Origin of the sequence: Planktothrix paucivesiculata PCC 9631 (genome assembly GCF_900009265.2) — a bacterium.
In the GTDB taxonomy this organism is placed as follows: Bacteria; Cyanobacteriota; Cyanobacteriia; order Cyanobacteriales; family Microcoleaceae; genus Planktothrix; species Planktothrix paucivesiculata.
The window spans coordinates 226,178-248,505 of sequence record NZ_LR735026.1 but is presented as its reverse complement, the minus strand read 5'-3'; the positions used below and the strand labels follow the sequence as shown (position 1 = coordinate 248,505).

Here is a 22,328-nt window from a genome sequence, read left to right as displayed (position 1 = left end):
AAACGCTCTCCTGAGTGAAGTCGAAGGCTCTCCTGAGCATAGTCGAAGGGCCTGTCATGAGCGGAGTCGAATGGGGCTCATACCGTACCAGTATCTATAGCCTTTGGCATACTGGAAATACTGGCTAAAATATAAAATTGCCCAACAATAAGAGATGAATACCCCAATTTCTAACTATCAAATTATTGAGCAAATTTATCAAAGTGGTAATTCAGTGGTCTATCGAGGAATTCGTCAAGAAGATCATCAACCTATAATTCTCAAAGTCCTCAAAGAAGATTATCCCACTTCTAGTGAACTGACCCGCTATAAGCAAGAATATCAAATCACCCAAAATCTGAATATAGATGGGGTGATTAAAGTCTATAGTTTAGAAACTTATCAAAGAAGATTTATGATTATTTTGGAGGATTTTGGTGCATCCTCCCTAAATCAATTTATTCAGAATCATTCTACTCCTGAAAAACAATATATTTTTTCTACTGATCAATTTCTAAAAATTGCCATTAAACTCACTAAAATCCTGGGAGAAATTCATGCTTCTGGGGTTATTCATAAAGATATTAATCCTGCCAATATTGTATTTAACCCCAAGGGAGAAAAACTAAAAATTATTGATTTTGGAATTTCCACAACCTTCACCCGTGAAAATCCCATCCTGAAAAATCCCAATCTTCTGGAAGGGACTTTAGCTTATATCTCCCCAGAACAAACCGGACGAATGAACTGCTCCTTAGATTATCGCACCGATTTTTATTCTTTGGGAGTAACTTTTTATGAACTCTTGACCGGACACTTACCATTTGAAACCCAAGATTCTTTAGAGTTAGTCCATTGTCATATTGCGAAACAACCGATTCCGCCCCATGAAATTCAGCCCACAATTCCGATGGTTTTATCAAAAATTGTGATGAAATTAATGGAAAAAATAGCTGGGAATCGATATCAAAGTACCTTGGGAATTCAAGCGGATTTAGAATACTGTTTAAACCAGTTACAAACAGATAAAATTATCCAGAATTTTCCCTTAGCTACTCAAGATATTACGGATAAATTTCAAGTTTCCCAAAGGCTTTATGGACGGGAAACCGAAGTGCATCAACTCCTAACTGCCTTTGCCCGTGTCACATCTTCGGAACAGCAAAAAATCAGGAAAGGAGAAACAGAAAATCATAAAATTGAGATGATTTTAGTTACAGGTTATGCCGGGATTGGTAAATCATCTTTAGTTCAGGAAATTTATCAACCCATTACGGAAAAAAAAGGTTATTTTATTTCAGGGAAATTTGATCAACTTCAGCGAAATATTCCCTATTTTGCTGTTGTCAATGCCTTTAAAGAATTAGTTAAACAACTATTAAGTGAAAGTTCCGAACAACTTAATCAATGGCGCGAAAAATTATTAACTGTATTGGGAATTAATGGACAGGTGATTATTGATGTAATTCCCGATGTAGAATTAATCATTGGCAAGCAGTCTCCGGTAGCTGAAATCGGGTTACAAGAATCTCAAAATCGGTTTAATTTTGTTTTTAAAAATTTTATTCAAGCCCTCTGTACAAAAGATAATCCTTTAGTGATTTTTCTGGATGATTTGCAGTGGACAGATGGGGCTAGTCTGAAATTAATTGAACTCATTCTAACGGATGGCAATATTCAAAACTTATTAATCATTGGGGCTTATCGAGATAACGAAATCCATCCAACTCATTCCTTGATGCTAATGATTAATCAACTGAATCAGGCGGAATTAAAAATTAATTATATTCATTTAAAACCCCTAACTTTAGAAGCAGTGAGTCAACTAATTGCGGATACTTTATACGGTGACATTGTATCTGTAAAATCCTTGGCAGAATTAGTCCTGAAAAAAACCGAGGGAAATCCTTTTTTTATGAATGAATTTCTCAAAATGCTCCACAGTGAAAATCTATTAAGTTTTACTTATGGCAAAAGATCAAAAGGTTTTTGGCACTGGGATATTGACAAAATTGAAGATCAAAATATTACAGATAATGTTGTAAATTTGATGATTAATAAAATTAAAAAACTTCCAGAATTAACTCAAGAAACCTTGCAATTTGCAGCTTGTATAGGAGCTTTTTTTGACTTAAATACTCTGACTATCATTAGTAAAAGCTCTGCGTCTAAAGTTTACAAAGAGTTAAGTTTTGCCTTAGAATCTGGATTAATCTTAACTAATTCGGAGTTAGATGATCAACTCTTAATCCAAGATTATAAATTTTCCCATGACCGGGTACAACAAGCGGCTTATGCTTTAATTGACCCTATTCAAAAACAAGAAATTCATTTACAAATCGGTTGTCTATTATTAGAAAATATTCAGCCAGAAATACTGTCTGAGGAAGTTTTTGAAATTGTTGATCACTTAAATTTGGGTTTGGTAAATAGGCAGAATATAGCATCAGTTTTAGGACAAAAAATAGACGAAAATGCGATCGCAAAACTGAATTTAATCGCGGGTAAAAAAGCCAAATCTGCCAATGCCTATGAAGCCGCGGCCGAATATTTTAATCAAGGGCTAAACTTCCTCGATCAAACCAGTTGGCAAACGGCATATCCCTTAACTTTAGCATTGCATCAAGCGGCCATAGAAGTCGCCTATCTCAAGGGTGACTTTCAGGAAATGGAAACCTGGGGAAATATTATTTTAAATCAGGCTAAAAATGCCCTGGACACAGTAAAAGTTTATGATGCTAAAATTCAAGCATTGGTGTCTCAAGGAGACCTCAAAGCCGCGATTAAAATTGGCTTAGAAGCACTAAAAATATTGAGAATCAGCTTACCTGAAAAACCCAATCATTCAGATATTAATAATAGCTTAAAACAGACTGCTTTACTCTTGAATGAATATCAAATCAAAGATTTAATTAATCTGCCTCTGATGGTGGATTCTCAAGCCTTAGCAGCGATGTATATTCTTTCAAGTATAACCGCCTCAGCCTATATTTCCGATCCTGAGTTATTCTTGTTAGTAACTACATCACAGATTAATTTATCAATCCAATATGGCAATACCACGGAATCCGCCATGGGTTATGCCTGTTATGGTGCTCTTTTATGTGGAGTTATCGAAGATATTGAGTCTGGTTATCAATTTGGGATCTTAGCTTCCAATTTAGTTAAAAAACTAAACGCCCAAAAAATTAAGGCAAAAGTAGATGATGCTTTAGCAGGTCATATTATTGCTTGGAAAGATCATTGTCAGAAAATCCGATCAATTGCTATTGAAGGCTATTATAGTGGATTAGAAAATGGAGAATTAGAGTTTTCTAGTTACTGTGGATTTTGGGTTTGTGTAAGTCCCTATTTTGTCGGTCATGAATTAAGAGATATTGAACAAGAAATGGCAAGTTATAGTGAAGCCATTAGCCAAACACAAGAAGCCGCCGTGAATTGGATTGCCATATTTTGGCAAGCTATTCAAAACTTGTTAGGAGAATCGGAAAATCCCACACAGTTAACGGGTAATATTTATAACGAAAAACTATCACTTCCCAGGGCTATTTCCAGCAGTGATCGAGTTCAAATCAACTTTTTTTACCTGAATAAACTGATTTTATCCTATCTATTTGGTCAGGATAATCAAGCTCAAGATAATGCTATTCTTGCAGAACAACATTTAGAGGGTGTGATGGGAATGATCGTCGTTCCTATTTTCTATTTTTATGATTCTTTGGTGCATTTAAGATTATTAACTTCAGCAGTAAGTTCTGAAACCGAACTTTGGATTAATCGAGTTAATCAAAATCAAAATAAAATGCAAAAATGGGCTGATCATGCCCCAGCAAATTTCCTGAATAAGTTTTACTTAGTCGAGGCAGAAAAATCCCGGGTTATGGGAAAAATCCTAGAAGCAGAAGACTATTATGAAAAAGCCATTCATAGGGCGGCAGAAAATAAATTTATTCAAGAAGAAGCATTAGCCTATGAATTAGCGGCTGAGTTTTATTTAGGGCGCGGTCGGTTAAAAATTGCTCAAACTTATATGAAAGAAGCCCACTATCTTTACAAGCGTTGGGGAGCTAAGGCAAAAGTTGACGATTTAGAAACTAAATATCCCCAGTTAATTTCCTCTTTATCCACAATCACAAATATTCATCATACCCTGAATATCAATTCTCAATCCACAACGGGAACCCAATCGGATAAAGTATTAGATTTAGCTGCGGTGATTAAAGCATCCCAGGCGATTTCGGGTGAAATTTTAATCGATAAATTGCTTACCATTTTAATGAAAATTTTGATTGAAAATGCTGGGGCGCAACTGGGATATTTAATTGTAAAAACCGAAAATCAATGGTTGATTGAAGCCGAAGGTTCAGCCGATTCTAAAGCAATTAAGGTATTACAATCTATTTCAGTCGATCAAAGTTTTTTGGTGGCTCATTCCATTATTAACTATGTTATTAATACAGGAGAAACCGTTGTTTTAAAAAATGCGAGTTGCGAAGGAAAATTTATCAGTGATCCTTATATTAGGGCGAAACAGTCTAAATCGATTCTCTGTTTACCGTTGATTAATCAAGGACGACTAACCAGTATTATGTATTTAGAAAATAATCTGGCGATGGGTGCATTTACCCGAGATCGTTTAGAAATATTAAAACTTTTATCAACCCAGGCTGCGATCGCCATTGAAAATGCTAAACTTTATGCAAATTTAGCAGAATCTAATCGAACTTTGGAAACCAAAGTGTCAGAACGCACGGCTGAATTAGTGATCGCCAAACAAAAAGCAGAAGCCGCCGCCGACTCTAAAAGTACCTTTTTGGCAAATATGAGTCATGAATTGCGATCGCCGTTGAATGCCATTCTTGGTTTTACTCAAGTGCTGCTAAAAAGTTCGGATTTAAGCTCAGAACACCGAGAAAAGATTCAGATTATTCATCGTAGTGCCGAACATCTATTAGCATTAATTAGTGATGTCTTGGATATGGCTAAAATTGAATCGGGATTTACTACCCTAAATCCCCTGAATTTCAACCTCTTTAACTTTCTGAAAAATTTAAAAGAGATGTTTGATTTAAAGGCGCGGGAAAAAAGATTGGATTTTGTTTTGGAGTACGGTTCCGATCTTCCAGAGACGGTATTTTATGATGAGATTAAGTTACGTCAAGTCTTAATTAATTTACTCAGTAATGCCTTTAAGTTTACCTCGTTTGGTCGGATTAGTTTGCGCGCTAAACTCAAACTAATAAACCCTCAAAATTCCCTTGAGTTTGAAGTTGAAGACCAAGGATGTGGGATTTTTTCGGATGACTTGGAAAAAGTTTTTCAACCTTTTATTCAAACAAAAGCTGGACAGCAAGTGCAAGGAGGAACGGGCTTAGGATTAGCAATTAGTCATCATTTTATTCAACTGATGGGAGGAAAAATCAACGTGGAAAGTGAAGTAGGAACAGGAACAATTTTTAAGGTTAATATTCCTTATCAATCCATGGCGGGGTCTGATTTAGAAAACTCAGAAAATAATAGTCAAGTGATTGCCTTAGAACCCGATGCCCAAAACCATAAAATTTTAATTATTGACAATCATCCCGATACCCGACTTTTGCTGATTGAACTCCTGCAACCTTTGAATTTAGATATTAGGGAAGCAAGCAACGAGATCGAGGGGATTCAAACCTGGGAAACTTGGCAACCTGATTTAATTTTAATTGATGTACAAATGCTGACCCAAAAAGGAGATAAAGTCACCCAGAAAATTCGAGAAAAAGAGCGAGAAAAAGCAGAATTAGAACCCTTTAAACCCGTTAAAATTATTGCGATTACTGCCAGTCTTTTTGATCCAGACTCCGATCAAAATCGAGCAATGGGCTATGATTATCTGATCAGTAAACCTTTTTCAGAAGCAGATATTTTTGCAGCTATCTCTGGACAAATTGACGTTAAAATGGGTTATAGTGGAGGGGAGTTACCATTAGAGGAAACCTCAAATTCTATCAATCCTAATCCCGAAATTTTGTCAGTGTCCCTATTAACCCGTTTAGGGGCTTTGACCCCTGAGTTAATCAATCAATTAGAGCAGGCTGTAATCCGCCTCAATACCAGTTTAATCGAGTCCATTTCAAAAGAGATTAGTGCCAACGACCCCGTTTTATCCGAAGCGATACAGAGGTTTGTTGATGATTTTGACCATTCCACACTATGGGATTTAATTCAATCAGCCAAAGTACAAAAATAAATGCGAAAATGAGTATTTTTAACGGGGAACAAAGCGCCAATATCTTAGTAGTAGATGATACGGTCGATAATTTGCGTTTATTAGATACGTTTTTAAGTAGTCGGGGCTATAATGTCCGACTTTCCAGGGATGGCAACTTTGCAATTAAATCCGCTTTAGAAGACCCCCCGGATCTGATTTTACTTGATATTATGATGCCTGCACCGGATGGATATGAAGTTTGCTCCCAATTAAAAAGTCATGAAAAAACTCGTCAAATCCCCATTATTTTTATTAGTGCCAAAGACCAAACTTTTGATAAAGTTAAGGCTTTTTCCGTTGGAGGTAATGACTATATTACTAAACCTTTTGAGTTAGAAGAATTAGCTACAAGAGTTGAAAATCAGCTAAAAATATGGAAACTTTCTCAAGCCTTAACTCAACAAAATTCCTTACTTAAAGCGGAGAATATTATTCAAGAACGGATTCGATCTTCTCTAAATTTAGAAGATATTTTGACTACGGCTGTTGAAGAAGTGCGACGGTTTTTATCTGTTGATCGGGTGTTAATTTACCAAGTTTTACCGAATGGAAATCGCAGCGCGATTACGGAATCAGTGGAACCGGGATGGCCAAGTGTTAAAGGTCAAATTTTTCCCGAAGAAATGTTTATAGGTGAGTTTCAATATGATGATTATCAAGAAAAATTCTTTTTAATTGAAGACATTAATCAAGCCACAATCACACCGGATTTAAACAACATTTTACGCTTGTTAAAAGTTCAGGCTAAACTATTAGTTCCTATTGTCAAAGATTCAAGCCTTTGGGGATTTCTGATCGCCCACCATTGCCAAAAGCCGAGAAAGTGGCATCAGTCAGAAATTGAATCAATTCAACACATTAGTATTCAGTTAGCGATCGCGGTGCAACAATCCACTCTATTTGAACAAGCCAAAGCTGAAATTATCGAGCGTAAAAAAGCAGAAGCAGCCCTACAGAAAGCCGTGAATGCTGCTGATATTGCTAACCGAGCTAAAAGTGAATTTCTGGCGAATATGAGCCATGAATTAAGAACGCCCCTGAATGCGATTTTAGGTTTTGCCCAATTAATGAATCATGATTTATCTCTCAAACCAGACTATCAACGTTATGTAGAAATTATTAACCGGGCGGGGAGTCATCTTTTAGAATTAATTAATGATATTTTAGAAATGTCTAAAATTGAAGCGGGTAGAGTCACCTTAAATAAAACTGACTTTAATCTTATTTCTTTTCTCAATAACTTACAAAATATTCTACAAATTCAATCGGTAAAAAAAGGATTAAATCTACTTTTTGAAATTTCCCCTGAGATTCCTCAGTTTGTCCGCACCGACGAGGGAAAATTACGTCAAGTTTTACTCAATATTTTAGGCAATGCCCTCAAATTTACTCAAATAGGTTCTGTGACCCTGCGGGCTCAATTAAAACCCGAAAATACATCTGATCAATTGATGATAATTTTTGAGATAGAAGATACCGGTTTAGGGATTTCCCCAGAAGAAATCAGCCATTTATTTCAAGCCTTTGCCCAAACAGAAACGGGGCGCAAACATCATGAAGGAACCGGATTGGGTTTAGCCATTAGCCGTAAATTTATTCAATTGATGGGGGGAGATATTACGGTACAAAGTGTTGTCAATCAAGGAACAATTTTTACCTTTGAAATATTAGTGCAACGGGTGGAATCTACAATCCTTCATTCTTCAGTTTTTCACCCCCCTATCCTTCGTTTAGCACCCCAACAACCCAGCTATAAAATATTGGCTGTTGATGATGTTTTAGAAAGTCGCTTACTGCTATCAGAAATTCTTAATGGCGTAGGTTTTCAGGTCAAGGAAGCAGAAAATGGTCTCCAATCGGTCGAACTTTGCCAAACTTGGAAACCCGATTTAATTTTTATGGATATGCGGATGCCTGTGATGAATGGATTAAAAGCCACCCAAATAATTAAAGCCGATTTCCTCGCCCACAATACCGTAATTATTGCGCTGACGGCTAGTGCTTTTGAAGAAGATAGGGCGATGCTTTTGGAAGCTGGCTGTGACGATTTTATTCGCAAACCATTCCAAAGGGAACAACTTTTAGAAAAAGTTAAGCAATATCTCAAACTGGAATATATTTATCAAGAGGGAGAAAATAGGGAACTTAGAAATTCACAAAAATCAGCAACTTTACCGACGGAAGACATCAAGTTACACCTAGGAAAAATGCCACCTAAATGGATCAAACAACTCCATGAATATGCTTCCCAATGTAGTGATAGTGGCATTCTAATTTTAGTCAAACAAATCCCCCCTGAAAATATGGTTTTAACCGAAGCTATAACCACTTTAGTCTATAACTTTGAGTTTGATAAAATTTTAGCCTTGCTGGTTATTGATAAATAGGTAATTATGAATTATGAATTACGAATTACGAATTACGAATTACGAATTACGAATGGGTAATAAACTGATGACTGATTAGTGTTTACTATTGCTTATAAACGAATAATTGCCTGATCAAACACTTGATTGTTAGTATCAATTGCCTGAATAAACATCTGATCAGCATAAACCTCAATGGCAGTAAATCCAAGGGTTGAGGCGGCATTTTCGGTCAACTCGGAAGGTTCTACAGGTCGAATACTTGCCCCCCCATTACCACTGATCAAATAAGTTGTACCATCAATAGGTTTAGTACGTTCATAATTATGTTCATGACCATTCATATAAAGTTGCACCCCATATTTTTTAAATAAAGGAGTTAAGCGATTAATTAATTCTGGGTTGACTCCATACAATCCAGAAGAATAGATCGGAAAATGACTATAAACAATTTTCCAAGGGGTTTGACTCCGTTTCAGTTGGTCTTCTAACCAAGGTATTTGTTTTTCCCAATCGGCATTATTATTCGCATCTAAAACAAAAAATTGTACCGGATCATATTCAAATGTATAGTAACGACCCTGCATATTAAATAAAGGATACGTTACCTGTCGATTACCATTTTCTGTTCTGATATCATGGTTTCCTAAACAGGCATAAAATTTAACCCCTTTTTCCAGTAAAGGTTGATATGGTTTCTCAAAAACCGTATTAATTTTTTCAATTTCACCATTAGTATATATATTATCTCCGAGTAAAGTAACAACTTGAAAAGGATGATCTTGATGATAGCGAACCATCGCCTTTGCGACTTCATATTGTCCTGTTTCTCCGGTTCCCGCATCTCCAATCGCAACAAAACGAAATAGGGGTTTCCCATTAGGAATAGATGCCATATCATAGCCTTTGTCTTGGGGGATTTTTAGATGGGAACTCTCAGAGGCGGTCAAAATTTTTCTAGTCGTTCCTAATCCGATAAAACTAGCAGCACTCAAACTGGCTAGTAACAGAAATTGACGTCTTTTTAAAGGCATAAGTGTAAATCAGTCATCAGTGATCAGTTATCAGTTGTTAGTTATCAGTTTTTAGGTCATTTACCCATTACACTGCCTTATTTTAACTGATAACTGATAACTGAAAAAACTTATTTACTAAAATAGGTTTTGAAAATGTCTTGAGCAATTGGAGCCGCAGAAACCGCCCCATATCCTCCGGCTTCGACCAAAACAGCGATCGCAATTTCTGGTTTATTGGCAGGCCCAAACCCCACATACATGGCATTATCAGGGTGTCCAGGCATTTCAACGGTTCCTGTTTTTCCTCCAGTTAAAGGAATTGAACCATCATTTAAACTGCGTCCCGTTCCTTTTTTCACCACATCAATTAATCCAGCCCGAATCAGATTTAAAGTTGATGCAGAAATTTTGGTTTTAATCGGTTTTGTTTGGATTGTATTAGTTTGAGATGTTAATAAATGGGGTTGAACTCGCCAACCACTATTAGCCACTGTAGAAACCATCACAGCTAATTCTAAGGGCGTCACTAAGACTAAACCCTGACCAATTGCCATCGTCACCGTATCCCCAATATACCAAGGTTCATCATATAATTTTTCCTTCTCTTTAGGAGTAGGAATTTGCCCTTGATTTGCCCCATCTAACCCCAATAAATCTAAATTAATTGTCCCGGCAATGCCTAATTCTTTGCCCCATTTAGAAATATTTTCCGGCCCCGATTTTACCCCAACTTGATAGAAAAATGTATTACTACTAAATGCTAAAGCCTCCCTAAATCCAATGATACCATAACCCTTTCCATGTTCATAAAAGGAAATTCCCCCAATTTTAATTGATGTAGCAGTCGAGATTTTAGAAGTAATGGAAAAATTCCCCGATTCAATTCCGGCCGTCGTGGTGACAATCTTAAAGGTACTGCCGGGGGGATAACCTTGCAACGCTCGATTTAATAAAGGTTGTTCAGTGCTTTGTAGCTTTTTCCAGTCCTTATCTGTAACTTGATTTGTAAATAAATTGGGATCAAATGTCGGCCCACTAGCCAAGGCTAAAATAGCCCCGGTTTTGACATTTAAAACCACCACCGCCCCGCGACGATTTGCCAAGGCTTTTTCGGCAGTTTTTTGTAATGCTAAATCTAGGGTTAACTGAACCGATTTACCCTGTTTAGGAGATTGTAGTCCTAACTCTTGAATTTCCTGGCCTTTGGCATTCGCTTCAATTAATCGGTTTCCCCAAACTCCTTCTATTTGGGAATTTACTAATTTTTCAACCCCCATTTTTCCCACCATCATTCCCATCGGATAATCAAGATTTGCTTTTAATTCTTCCGGTGTCGCCTCACCAATATAGCCTAAAATATGAGCGGCTAATCTGCCATTGGGATAACTTCTTCGGGATTCTCCCCTGACTTCAACACCGCGTAAATCTTCCACTTTTTCGGCTAAACCAATAAACATTTCAGGGGAAAGATTAGGACTGACTCTCACGGGAATTCGAGAGCGATATCCGGTTTTTTCTAATTTTTGTAGAATCTCAGAAGCGGGAACATTTAAAATAGTATGGAGTTGTTCCGCCGTGATTTTCCATTGTTCAGGAGACTGTTCTTGCGGCCATAAATATACAAAACGAGAGAGTTGACTTCCCGCTAATAAATTCCCCTTTCGATCCAAAATTTGACCCCGTTTAGCCGGGACAGAAATCAGGCGTAAACGGTTATTTTCTGCCCGAATACGATTATATTCTCCCTCGACAAATTGTAACTGTACCAGTTTAATTCCTAAACTGCAAAAAAAACTACCGATTAATAATAATAAAATGACTGCTTTGTGACGGCGACGGCGTTGGATGATTGAGTTTTCTTGTTTTGGGATTGTCAGATAGGGAGATTCATGGGGAAACAGGGATTCGCTAGTCATAGTTGACAACTTCTTTAGTTAAACTTTATGATTCTTAATTCTTAATTCCTGTTTCTTGCTTTAAAATCAGAACAAACTGCCACGTTTTCATGGGGGTCAGATGAATGAGTCATAGTCATCATCTTGTTTTTCCTCCCCAGAGTTACTCTTGGGAAGCCCTTACCACCTCTGAGGTTTTAACTCAACAGAATTTTCCCAACTGTGATTTGTCCGTTGGGGATGATTTACTGGTGTTTCTAGCGGTACAAGCTCTACAAAGACAAGTTCCCCCCCGTCTGAAATCTTTTCAGGATTTTTCTCCACAAATTCAACAAGAAATTGCTAACTATTTTGGCAGTTATCAACAGACCTGTATTTTAATTAATCAATTATTAATAACCGTTGAAAATCTGAATATTATCACTCAATATTGCCAACAAAGTCCCCTAGGCAAAAAATTACCCAACGCTTTATATATTCATCGTTCAGCTTTATGCGAGTTAAATATTGTATTAAGAATATACGAACAATTAAGTCGTTTTTATTTGCCTTCCTTAAAACCCTTTACTCTGATTAAATTTCATACCAATCAATCATTAATTTCTTATTTGTTTTATCCTGATTTTGATCAAGATCCCCATCCTGCCTTAACAGCGAGTTTTCAAGTCAATGTTAAAACCGGACAGGTAAATATTATGGATTATTCTAATAGTGATAATCCTCCGATTTTACACAGAAAAGAAACCTTTGTTACTACAAATTATCCCAATTACCAAAAGTTTAAACAACTCACCAAAACCGAAGAACGATTAGGATTATTAGAAACGCCTAAACTTTCATCCCGCCAAGAATTTATTAACTCAGAAACCCGTTTATACCGAACCATTGGAACTCGCAAAGGTTGGCAACAACACTTACATAAACACGGGGTAGAAATCCATGATCATCGGGTGATGAAACTTTCAGAACTAACTAATAATTTAACCGAATTTAATTCCGAAAATGCCTTACATTTCTCACCCAAAATTGAACGCCATCGCGCCGCCATTCCCCGTAAACATTTATCCCGTCCGGTGCGTTTAGCCCTAGAAGCGGAAGTATTTCAAGAAAATAGCACTTTTTTTGATTATGGTTGTGGATATGGGGGAGATATTCAACGGTTAGCTGAACAGGGGTATACAAGTAGCGGATGGGACCCTTATTATTCTCCCCAGACTCCCCAAATAGAATCCGATATTGTGAATTTGGGGTATGTGATTAATGTAATTGAATGTCAAAACGAACGACGGGAAGCCTTAAGTCAAGCCTGGAATTTAGCTCAAAAAGTTTTAATTGTTGCAGCCCAAGTATTAGTAGATGCCCAAGAAAAAGGAATTATGGTTTATGGCGATGGGGTGATTACCAGTCGCAATACCTTTCAAAAATATTATCAACAGGAAGAACTCAAAGTTTATATTGATCAGGTCTTAAATGTTGATGCAATTCCCTTAGATTTAGGGGTTTATATTGTGTTTCGAGATGAGAGCGAAGCCGAAAAATTTCGAGCCGATCGCTTCCATTCTCGGTTAACATCTCCCCGAATTCGTTTAAGTTTGAAACGGTTTGAAGATTATCAAGAATTACTGCAACCTTTAATTGAATTTATCAGCGATCGCGGTCGTTTACCCGTGGAAACCGAACTTCCAGAAGCCGAACAACTTCAACAGGAATTTGGCAGTTTGAAACGAGCATTTCAAATTATTTTACAAGTTACAAATCCCGAAGAATGGGATGCGATCGCCCATAAACGCCGTCAAGATTTACTGGTTTATATTGCCTTAAGTCGATTTAGTCGCCGTCCGAAACTGTTTCAACTTTCAGAAGCAATGAAAAATGATATAAAAGGTTTATTCGGTAGTTATAGAAAATCTTGTGATTTAGCAGATTTAATGTTATATACTCTGGGTGATCCTAAAATTATTGCCAACCATTGCCAAAACAGTGAAGTAGGTCAAAAACGAGCCAATTCCCTCTGGATTCATATTTGCGCACTGGAAAAACTCTCTCCATTACTGCGACTCTATGAAGGATGTGCTAGTCAAACCCTGGGTCGTCCTGAAGGGGCAAACTTAATTAAGTTTCATATCAAAACTCCCAAAATTTCCTATTTATTTTCCCCCGATTTTGATCTGGAAACCCATCCGACCCTGAGTAACTGTATGCAAATTGACCTGCGGGATCTTCATGTTAGCTATCAAACCTATGATGGCCCCAACCCGCCAATTTTGCATCGCAAACACACCTTAGTTACCCCAGACTATCCCCACCATCAACAGTTGGTAAAACTCTCTGACCAAGAGGAAAAATGGGGACTGTTCGATAACTTTGGATTGATTCAAACGCGCCTGGGTTGGTTAAAATGTTTAGAAGACCATTGTGCAGAAATCAGGGGTTATCGTGTCTACTGGCGTACTGATGCTGATCCTTATCGGGTGAAATTATTACGTTCTGCTCGTCGGAATCGGAATAAATTATAGATTTTACCCCCGATATCTTTGTTCATCAATAGCCAATTTATTGTCGAGTCAGGGTAACAAGAATTAGATTAAACATTAAACAATGGATATTAAACAATTACTAGAAAAATATACCTACGGGGAAAGGGATTTTCGAGGCGCTATCTTAATTGGGATTCAACTCAATGGCGTTGATTTAAGTAGTGTCGATTTAAGTGGAGCAAATCTGATTAATGCCGACTTGCAAGAAGCGGATTTAAGCGAAGCCGATTTGACCGGAGTTAACCTAATTAATGCTAATTTAAGTGGTGCTGATTTAAGTGGTTCGGATCTGAGCCGCGCCTATCTGAATGGAGCTAAATTAGTTGGTGCTTATCTCAACCGCACCCATTTAATTAATACCTATTTAAGTGGAGCCAACTTAATTTATACTAAATTAATTGGGGCAAATTTAACCGGGGCTAATCTAACTAATGTTAAATTAATTAATGCTAATTTGACCCGGGCAGTTTTGACCAACTCTAATCTGACTGGAGTTAATTTAATTGGGGCTGATCTCAAAAGTGCTAACCTTTTAGGAGCCGATCTCAGGGGGGCAAATTTAAGTGGAACCTTAATTGATGAAACCACCCAACTGAGTGACAAATGGCGACTGGTTCAAGAAATTGTCACCCAAGGAGCAATTGAAAGGGATTTACGTTATGCAGACTTGAAAGAAACTAACTTAATTGGAGCTAATTTAACCCGCGCTAATTTAAGTAATGCGGATTTAAGCGGTTCTAATTTAAGTGGAATTTATCTCACCGACACTATTGTCGAAAATGCTAAATTTGTCGCTGTAGTCGGACTTTCTCCCGAAGCTAAACTGAACCTCAAAGAACGCGGGGCTATATTAGATTAGGAATTAATTATCTCCTGATCAATCTCTACCTAACTATTAATTTTATTCAAGACTTGTAAATTCTGCCAAGCTTGAATAAAATTCCCCTGTAGGAGTTGAGAAACCCCCGCTAAAATCTTAAATTCAGGTTGATTGGGGTTTAACTCTAACGCTGGTTTTAAGGCTTGTTCTGCTAATTTTGCTTGTAAATTATACAGATAAACAAACCCTAAATAGGCATGAGCATTCGGGTTTTGACTATCAAGTTGAGTGACTATTTTTAAGGCTGCGATCGCACCTTCAGCATCCTGTTGTAAAACATTAGCCAAAGCCAAATTATAAGCAAAATCTAATCGATTTGGTTCCTGTTTTAACCGATATTCTAAGGCTTTTTCCGCTTGAATAGTATAATCTTGAGTCGGATCATATTGGTTAATTCTTCCCACCTGAGCAAAAATCGGATCTAACCCCTTAATTCCTGCGGGTAAATTCACAATTAATAATCTTAACTGCGTCACTAAATCCAACTCTGGGGCGACAACAGGAGGAGCTTTAGGATCAATTTTTAAGCTAACATCAGGGGTCTTAATATTGTAGCTTTCCCCCGTTTCTCGGTTCAAATAAGTAGCTTCTAATTGATAATTTCCCGGGATCAGATTAACCAAGGGAAGCATTGCCATTCGTTCTGTAACTTGATAACTTTGATCCGGTGCATCCCCATATAATTGTCCCATTCCTATCCCATGATCATGAATCAAAACCGATAAACCTTTAGGGTTAGGGTTAGTCAACTTCCAATTTAAAATCACAATTCCCTGCTGCAATTCCTGTAACGATCCTCGCCATTGATAAGTAACTGGAACCGGAACCCCAGGAGGAGCTTGAGACGGAATTAAAACCCTTTCTAACTCTATTTTGGGAATCGATTCTTTTAGAGGTAAAACTTCTACAAAGGGAATTATTCTTTCATATAAATTTAAAAAACTATTATCGGGTAATAGCCATTGTTTATTTAGCTTAAATTCGGGACTGGTTTCTAAGGTTTGCATGGTCATTTCTTGAGCATCCTGAACCCGATCTACTGAGCCCTGTTGTCCGGTTTTAGTCACAAACCAAGACATTGATCGCACATCCTGTAAAACATTCTTTTTATTCGTTCCCACCTGTCTCCCGTGAACCTGAGAACCTTCTAAGGAACCATAATAGTTTAAATTATGTTGATTAATTTCTGGCGTTGAAGGTAATACTCCTAAATTGCTTTTTAAATAGGGTTGTGATGAAATCATCGCGCTAATTACTTGTTCATGAGGCCAAGGATTTCCTAAATAAACATGATGTTGATTTCCTGGGTTTAAAGTTCTCATGATCTGTCTAACCGGATAATTCCCAATCGGCCATAAATTAAACATCATTAATATTATCCCTAAACCCAAAGTTCCCCACCGAATTTGTCGGCCCCAACCTTGAGGAAATAAGGTTAAAAAATAGGCTAAAACAATTGCTAAAACTGGGAGTAAGGGCAAGGTATAACGAAAATCCTTATTAATATTTAACGAAGAAATAAAATATCCTCCCCACCAAAATATCCCTAACCATTTTAAGGATATCCAGTTTAATTGTAATTTTGAGAAATGATAAAAAGGATGATAGTGTTGATCCCAAGACAAAGAATAATGTTTAATAATATAGAATAAAAGACCAATAATCGGAATAATTAATAGGGGGAAAGAAACATGGGCGGGAAGTAATTTAAAATAATATGTCCAAGCATCTAAAGTATTTAAAGCCGGATCACCTTCAGCGATCGCAGAATCAAGAGTGGCTCGTTTTCCTGAAGTTAACATTAATAACCAATTGGTTCTCGCCCAAGGAAAAATAATTGCTGTTGATAATAATAATGCTACAAATAATTGTAAAAATCTATTCCATTGACGTTTTTTTAAAATTCCTATTGTCACCCATAATAGGGGAGTAAACAAGAAAAAAAGAGCCGTTTGTTTGATAAAAATAGCCAATCCAAAAGTTATCCCAAATAGGATAGACCACCGCCAAGAATTAGTTAGTTTTTTATCGGAATTATCAAGATCAGAAACCCACCATAAAGTCAAACTATAGAAACTTAATGTCACCATAGCGGTTAACGGATAATCGAGCAGAAATTGTAACCGATGGTGATAAAGTCCGGGTAAAATTGCACAGATAGCCGTCGCCCAAAATCCCACAGAACGGTTAAATAATAGGGTTCCTAAACCGTAAACTGCACCGAATAAAATAGCACTAAATAATAGATGAACTGCATTAGTTTTATCCGATCCAGTGCCTAATATATTCTGAAAGGGAATAGTTAATAAATAGGTCAACGGCGGAATTTTAGGGGACATCATCCACATCTGAGTCCACCAGTCCCCGGAAAACCATTGGGGTTGTTGCCAAACTTGCCAATAATTTAACGCCTCATTCAGATAATCCGCCTGATCCCAAGCCGGAACAGACCGATCCATCCTAAACCATAGGCGATCACTCACCGCCACCACCAGCCAAATTAAGCCAACCCCAAGGAGTTCTGCGGGGGGTTTCTTGTGCTTCATCGTTGTGCTTCCTAATAAGATTTGTGAACCCAACCCCGAGGGCCGAATCTCCAAAGTCAATTAATCAAAGGGTTTGGAGACTAAACCCCTACAATAAAATACTATGCTCAATTCCGATTAGAAAAAATTTCTCCGCCAGGGGTTGCCAAACTCGATTATATTTGCTAGATTAGTAAAAGTGAAAACGAGCCGGGATAGCTCAGTCGGTAGAGCAGAGGACTGAAAATCCTCGTGTCGGGAGTTCAAGTCTCCCTCCTGGCATCCTAAAGAATTAGACCGTTACTGATTAACTCAGTGGCGGTCTAATTTTGTAATGGCGATAACGCCAGTAATCTTTGAGAATCCGATCATGATCAAAACAGAGGTTTTGCGGGATTCTCCAGGGTTCAAAAAGTTCTAAATGTTTCGCATCATCGGCGGCTTGGGGCTCACCGATCGCCGTGGCTAAAAAAACCACACTCAGGGTATGTTGACGGGGATCTCGACTGGGATCGGAATACACATAAAATTGTTCAATTAATTCGATATCTAATCCCGTTTCTTCTTTGGCTTCCCGAATGGCGGCGGTTTCGACGGATTCTCCATAATCCACAAATCCCCCAGGAATTGCCCATCCAAAGGGCGGATTTTTGCGTTCAATTAATACAATCGGTCTGGCTGGGCGATCGCTTAATTCAATAATAATATCAACGGTAGGAGCAGGATTGCGATAATTCATAAATCAGGGAACAGGGAACAGGGAACAGGGAACAGGGAACAGGGAATGAGCTATATCTGTAGAGACGTGCCATGGCGCGTCTCTGTCATGGCGCGTCTGTATCAGTTATCAGTCTCAAATTAATTTAAACCATGGGATTGAGGTTTTAAAATAGTGGGAATTTTTTCTAAGATTTGGGTGACAACTTGTTGAGGGACACCCCCCGGATTAATTTTAATTTCGAGATCGGCTTGAGCGTACAGAGATTGACGTTTTTCTAATATAGTTTGTAATTGTTGTAATGGGTCGGGATGTTGTAATAAGGGTCGGGTTTGATCTTCTTTTAAACGGTTATAGAGTTCTTCAACCGGAACATTAAGCCAAATAATAATCCCGTGTCTGAGATAACTCCAATTCATTTGTTTAAGAATAATTCCTCCTCCCGTCGCCACTACAAATTTTTTATAGGCACAAATTTCCGATAAAACTTTAGACTCTAAATCCCTAAAAGCCGCTTCTCCTTCCGTGGCAAAGATATCAGTAATAGACTGATTAGTTGTTTTGCTAATTAGGTCATCGGTATCCATGAATTTATACTCTAATTGCTTGGCTAATAATCGGCCAACGGTGCTTTTCCCCGACCCCATCATCCCAATTAAATAGATATTGATTCCTTTTAAATCTGCGGGCACAATTGTTATCTCTCCTGGCAAATTAACCGTTAATTATATCATTTTATGGTTCAAATTTTCAACGATAAATCTTAATTTTAGCGAAGATTAGATCGATCCTCCTCATCTTCTAATCCCCAATCTTCTTGATCATAATTATTATAACTTTGAGGTTTAATATCATCTTGAATTTTTGTTTTGGGAGGCGGCGTAATAATTCGATAATCAGCATCATACACCGTTTCAACTTTCCCCACTCCGGTACTACTAGAATCTCGATCTTCGTAGGAATAGGCATAGGATGAATCGGACTCAGTTGCAGTTTGGGCTGGTTTTTCCCCGGTGTTTCTGCCTTCTGTCTCCCAAGCAGGGTCAAAGGGTTGTACTTCTGTTTCCCAATCATCATCATCCGCAAAACGACTCCGACGAGGTTCGGGTTCAGAAGAACTCACGGAACCAGAGGCCGTATAAACCTGTTCTGGCGTGGGTTCGACGGGTTCGGGAGTATAACCCCAAGAAGACTGATTAACAGGGTCTAGGGGGGGTTTAGCAACGGTTTCAGAAGAAGATTTAGAGGGAGAAAAAGGTTTAACCTGATGATGATCAATTTTAAATAAATTATGAATGATTAAATAGGTTAATATTCCCGAGGCGATCGCAATTAAAATCCAAACAGAAAGAGGTAAAGTAGGCAGTTGATTACCTAAAAACATTAAAGACAGAGAGGGCGATAGATTTTGGATCGTAAAGATCGCCAAACCTCCCACCAGAATCAGTAAACTAATTAGTTGTGTAATAGACATTTTATTAATTACGAATTACGAATTACGAATTACGAATGGATTATGGTATTTGAGCGTAGAGGTTGACCAGACCCAACCCCTACGGTATAAACGGTTAAGATTTAGGAAAAATAGGGTTCGTCGTTATCCTCGGTCGCCTCACTACCGCCACCAACCGCGACTAAATCGATTTGTTGACGATAGTAGTCTACACTTTTTACCTGGACTTCGACATTATCCCCAAGACGGTATTGGTTGCGATTTTTGCGACCGACTAAGGTTTGTTGACGAGAACGGTATTCATACCAGTCATCCTTGAGGGAGGAAACATGAACCAGTCCTTCCACCCGTAAAACCGTACCTCCGGGGGACTTCACCTCAATTTCCACAAAGAACCCATAGGACTGAACCCCCGTAATCAACCCAATAAAGTTTTGACCCGTGCGTTCCTTCATGAATCCGGTTTTCTTGAGTCCTTCTAAGTCCTCCTCCGCATCCACCGCCACGCTTTCCCGTTCACTCAGATGAATCACTAACTGGTTAAACTGACTTTCTAACTCATGCTGAATTTCCGGGGGGAGCACATTCCAAGTAATTTTCCCATGACAGGAAGAATGGCCTAAATCGACCCGTTCCTTGGCCCGGGTGGAACGGCGATCGCGTCCTTCCTCAAACACGCTTTTGAGTACCCGCAAAATCTGTAAATCGCAATAGCGAGACAGGGGCGAGGTGCAATGGGTATAACAGGGGAGAGCCAAGCCAAAATGAAGTTTAGCGGTGGTGCTATAAACCGCCGGTTTCAGGGTTTCTTCTAATAAATAACTCAAAACCCTTTCCGCCCGACTACTGGCTAATTCTTCGGTAAATTGTTGGAACGTCCCCGGTTCGACCTCCTCGTCTTCCTCTAAAAATAATTCCGTCCCCAAATGGGTTGCTAATTTAGCTAACTCCGAGACATCAGAGGCTTCTGGGGGCGGTTGGACGCGGTAAATGGCCGGAACACCCAAGGTATGTAAATGACTGCCGACAATTTGATTTGCTAATACCACCAATTCCGAAATCATCGCCCGGGCGGGAGATAAAGAGGAGAGAACAATGGGCCCGAGTTCCCCTTCATCATTAAAGTGACAATGACTATCGGGTAAATTTAGTTCAAAACTCCCCCGTTCCAGGCGAATTTGCCGTACTGCCCGACTCAGTTCTAAGAGGTTTTCGAGGACATTGGCAAAAGGTGAGGGTTCACCATCGAGAATAGCCTGGGTTTGGTCAAAACTGAGTTGATGATCAACCCGGATCACACTGGGTTGGATCTCGTATTCCGTTACCCGTCCGGCCATATCTAAGGTGATCATAATCGACAGGGCCAATCGTTCCTCGTTGGGAACTAGAGCCAAGCGATCGCAAGAAATGGTTTCGGGATAAATCGAAATTAATTTATCCGCTAAATGAATCGCCGTTCCCCGTTTGCGCGCTTCTCGGTCAAGATCACTATCGGGGAGGATATAGTGAGCCGCATCGGCTAAATGAATTCCTAACTGCCAATGATCGGATTTAGTTTGTTCAATACTAAAGGCATGATCGATGCAGGGGAGGCGCTTGGCTCTTTCTTCATCTTCCAAAACCGAAAATTCAGGATTCCCTAAATCCGGTTCAAAACTCATGGTTAAGACATTGCGAATATCAACCCGATTTTTTAAGTCGCTTTTTTTCAAGGTACTAGAAATCGCCTCGGCTTCCCGTAGGACTCCGGCGGGCCATTTGCGGGGTAAATCGTGTTTACAGCAAACAATATCTAAATCATCGGCATCCTCGGCATCGGAACCCAGAATTTGGACAACGTGACCCAGGGGACGATGGACACCAATGGGATAACGCAGGACTTCGACATGAACTAAATGATCCACCGCCCCGGCTAGTTCCGAGGGTTCATTAATTAGGTCTAATTCAAACAATAAACGATCATCTAAAGGCACTGCCCGATAGCCGGTTTTGGATTGTTTAATTCTGGCTAAAACCGAAGGATTAGCCCGTTCTAAAATCACATAAACTTCTCCTTCGGGAGAACGGCGGCGACTGCCTTCTTTAATGATTCTAACTAAAACCCGATCGCCATTCCAAGCCGTACTCAGATGACTTTCACGAATATAAACATCCTCGGCGCCTTCGGTGTCTTGAATGGCAAAACAGAAGCCTTTACTGGAACATCGCAGTTTAGCTTCGACAATTCCTTCTTCGGGAATTCGTCGATAACGACCTTTATCTTTTTCCAGAATTCCAATTCGTTCCAAAGCATCCAAGGCAATCTGAAACCTTCGGAGACTTTCCTCGTCAGGGGCGAGTTTTTTCTCTAAAGCCTTGGGCGTGACTAATTTATCATCGGAAAAATAGGCTAACAGTGTAGCGATTGAAAATTCCATGTAGCGATTAATCCTCTTTGTCAGAATCAGGTTTTGGGTGTTAGGGATGGGATATTTAGTGTTAAATGAGTGACGGTTGAGCAAAGAAGTGATTTCTGCTTCCCACACATCGGACACCCAATACCCAATCCCGAAAACCCCATCTTTAAAACACCTGGGGGGAACTTCTCACGGGTCGATTGTACTAACCCCATAAGGACAGTGTTACAATCAAGGGTGCACAGAAGCCGTCTGTTGGGTATAGAGGCTAAAGGCAAAAGAGATGAGACCGTAGCATCTATTCCCTTAGTTA

At 38.8% G+C, this 22,328-nt stretch carries 11 protein-coding genes and 1 tRNA gene; 5 read left to right on the top strand and 7 right to left on the bottom strand.

From position 1 onward, the window contains the following. Positions 1-154: 154 nt before the first annotated feature. A complete protein-coding gene (locus PL9631_RS21705; RefSeq protein WP_083623570.1) occupies positions 155-6,208 on the top strand; it encodes an ATP-binding response regulator in 6,054 nt (2,017 codons plus the stop codon). A gap of 8 nt (positions 6,209-6,216) precedes the next feature. After that, positions 6,217-8,616 carry a response regulator gene (locus tag PL9631_RS21700; RefSeq protein ID WP_197046464.1) on the top strand — a complete coding sequence of 800 codons (2,400 nt, stop codon included), beginning with the start codon at positions 6,217-6,219 and terminating at the stop codon, positions 8,614-8,616. Between the two features lie 92 nt (positions 8,617-8,708). On the opposite strand, the gene PL9631_RS21695 is transcribed toward PL9631_RS21700, so the two are convergent. Both PL9631_RS21695 and mrdA read right to left on the bottom strand, forming a co-directional pair. After that, the gene (locus tag PL9631_RS21695; protein WP_083623565.1) at positions 8,709-9,629 is read right to left on the bottom strand and encodes a metallophosphoesterase family protein; all 921 of its coding nucleotides are present in this window, start codon (positions 9,627-9,629) and stop codon (positions 8,709-8,711) included. Between the two features lie 110 nt (positions 9,630-9,739). After that, positions 9,740-11,527, bottom strand: a complete 1,788-nt coding sequence (gene mrdA / locus PL9631_RS21690) for a penicillin-binding protein 2 (RefSeq protein ID WP_083623564.1) — start codon at positions 11,525-11,527, stop codon at positions 9,740-9,742. A gap of 104 nt (positions 11,528-11,631) precedes the next feature. Here mrdA and PL9631_RS21685 point away from each other — a divergent pair, with 104 nt between their 5' ends. Further along, positions 11,632-14,022, top strand: a complete 2,391-nt coding sequence (locus PL9631_RS21685; RefSeq protein WP_083623562.1) for a DNA phosphorothioation-associated putative methyltransferase — start codon at positions 11,632-11,634, stop codon at positions 14,020-14,022. 82 nt (positions 14,023-14,104) lie between these two features. Then, positions 14,105-14,902, top strand: coding sequence for a pentapeptide repeat-containing protein (locus tag PL9631_RS21680; protein WP_083623560.1), 798 nt, complete (start codon positions 14,105-14,107; stop codon positions 14,900-14,902). A 29-nt stretch (positions 14,903-14,931) separates the two neighbouring features. On the opposite strand, the gene PL9631_RS21675 is transcribed toward PL9631_RS21680, so the two are convergent. After that, positions 14,932-17,469 carry a phospholipid carrier-dependent glycosyltransferase gene (locus tag PL9631_RS21675; RefSeq protein ID WP_083624301.1) on the bottom strand — a complete coding sequence of 846 codons (2,538 nt, stop codon included), beginning with the start codon at positions 17,467-17,469 and terminating at the stop codon, positions 14,932-14,934. Positions 17,470-17,657: 188 nt separating this feature from the next. On the opposite strand from PL9631_RS21675, the gene PL9631_RS21670 reads away from it, so the two are divergent. Continuing rightward, positions 17,658-17,730: transfer RNA gene (locus PL9631_RS21670), tRNA-Phe, on the top strand. 25 nt (positions 17,731-17,755) lie between these two features. On the opposite strand, the gene PL9631_RS21665 is transcribed toward PL9631_RS21670, so the two are convergent. The 4 genes from PL9631_RS21665 to PL9631_RS21650 all read right to left on the bottom strand — a co-directional run bounded on the left by PL9631_RS21665 (position 17,756) and on the right by PL9631_RS21650 (position 22,036). Continuing rightward, on the bottom strand, positions 17,756-18,187 hold the full coding sequence (locus PL9631_RS21665; protein ID WP_083623559.1) for an NUDIX domain-containing protein: 432 nt from the start codon (positions 18,185-18,187) through the stop codon (positions 17,756-17,758). Between the two features lie 119 nt (positions 18,188-18,306). After that, positions 18,307-18,816 carry a shikimate kinase gene (locus PL9631_RS21660; RefSeq protein WP_083624299.1) on the bottom strand — a complete coding sequence of 170 codons (510 nt, stop codon included), beginning with the start codon at positions 18,814-18,816 and terminating at the stop codon, positions 18,307-18,309. A gap of 119 nt (positions 18,817-18,935) precedes the next feature. Continuing rightward, complete coding sequence (locus tag PL9631_RS21655; protein ID WP_083623557.1) at positions 18,936-19,640, bottom strand: LapA family protein; 705 nt, start codon at positions 19,638-19,640, stop codon at positions 18,936-18,938. A gap of 101 nt (positions 19,641-19,741) precedes the next feature. Next, positions 19,742-22,036, bottom strand: coding sequence for a ribonuclease R family protein (locus tag PL9631_RS21650; protein WP_083623555.1), 2,295 nt, complete (start codon positions 22,034-22,036; stop codon positions 19,742-19,744). Between the last annotated feature and the right edge of the window lie 292 nt (positions 22,037-22,328).

Excerpts from the sequence above, each read along its gene's own strand:
- PL9631_RS21705 (WP_083623570.1), top strand. The coding sequence starts at position 155 with ATGAATACCCCAATTTCTAACTATCAAATTATTGAGCAAATTTATCAA.
- PL9631_RS21700 (WP_197046464.1), top strand. The coding sequence starts at position 6,217 with ATGAGTATTTTTAACGGGGAACAAAGCGCCAATATCTTAGTAGTAGAT.
- PL9631_RS21695 (WP_083623565.1), bottom strand. The coding sequence starts at position 9,629 with ATGCCTTTAAAAAGACGTCAATTTCTGTTACTAGCCAGTTTGAGTGCT.
- mrdA (WP_083623564.1), bottom strand. The coding sequence starts at position 11,527 with ATGACTAGCGAATCCCTGTTTCCCCATGAATCTCCCTATCTGACAATC.
- PL9631_RS21685 (WP_083623562.1), top strand. The coding sequence starts at position 11,632 with ATGAGTCATAGTCATCATCTTGTTTTTCCTCCCCAGAGTTACTCTTGG.
- PL9631_RS21680 (WP_083623560.1), top strand. The coding sequence starts at position 14,105 with ATGGATATTAAACAATTACTAGAAAAATATACCTACGGGGAAAGGGAT.
- PL9631_RS21675 (WP_083624301.1), bottom strand. The coding sequence starts at position 17,469 with ATGAAGCACAAGAAACCCCCCGCAGAACTCCTTGGGGTTGGCTTAATT.
- PL9631_RS21665 (WP_083623559.1), bottom strand. The coding sequence starts at position 18,187 with ATGAATTATCGCAATCCTGCTCCTACCGTTGATATTATTATTGAATTA.
- PL9631_RS21660 (WP_083624299.1), bottom strand. The coding sequence starts at position 18,816 with ATGATGGGGTCGGGGAAAAGCACCGTTGGCCGATTATTAGCCAAGCAA.
- PL9631_RS21655 (WP_083623557.1), bottom strand. The coding sequence starts at position 19,640 with ATGTCTATTACACAACTAATTAGTTTACTGATTCTGGTGGGAGGTTTG.
- PL9631_RS21650 (WP_083623555.1), bottom strand. The coding sequence starts at position 22,036 with ATGGAATTTTCAATCGCTACACTGTTAGCCTATTTTTCCGATGATAAA.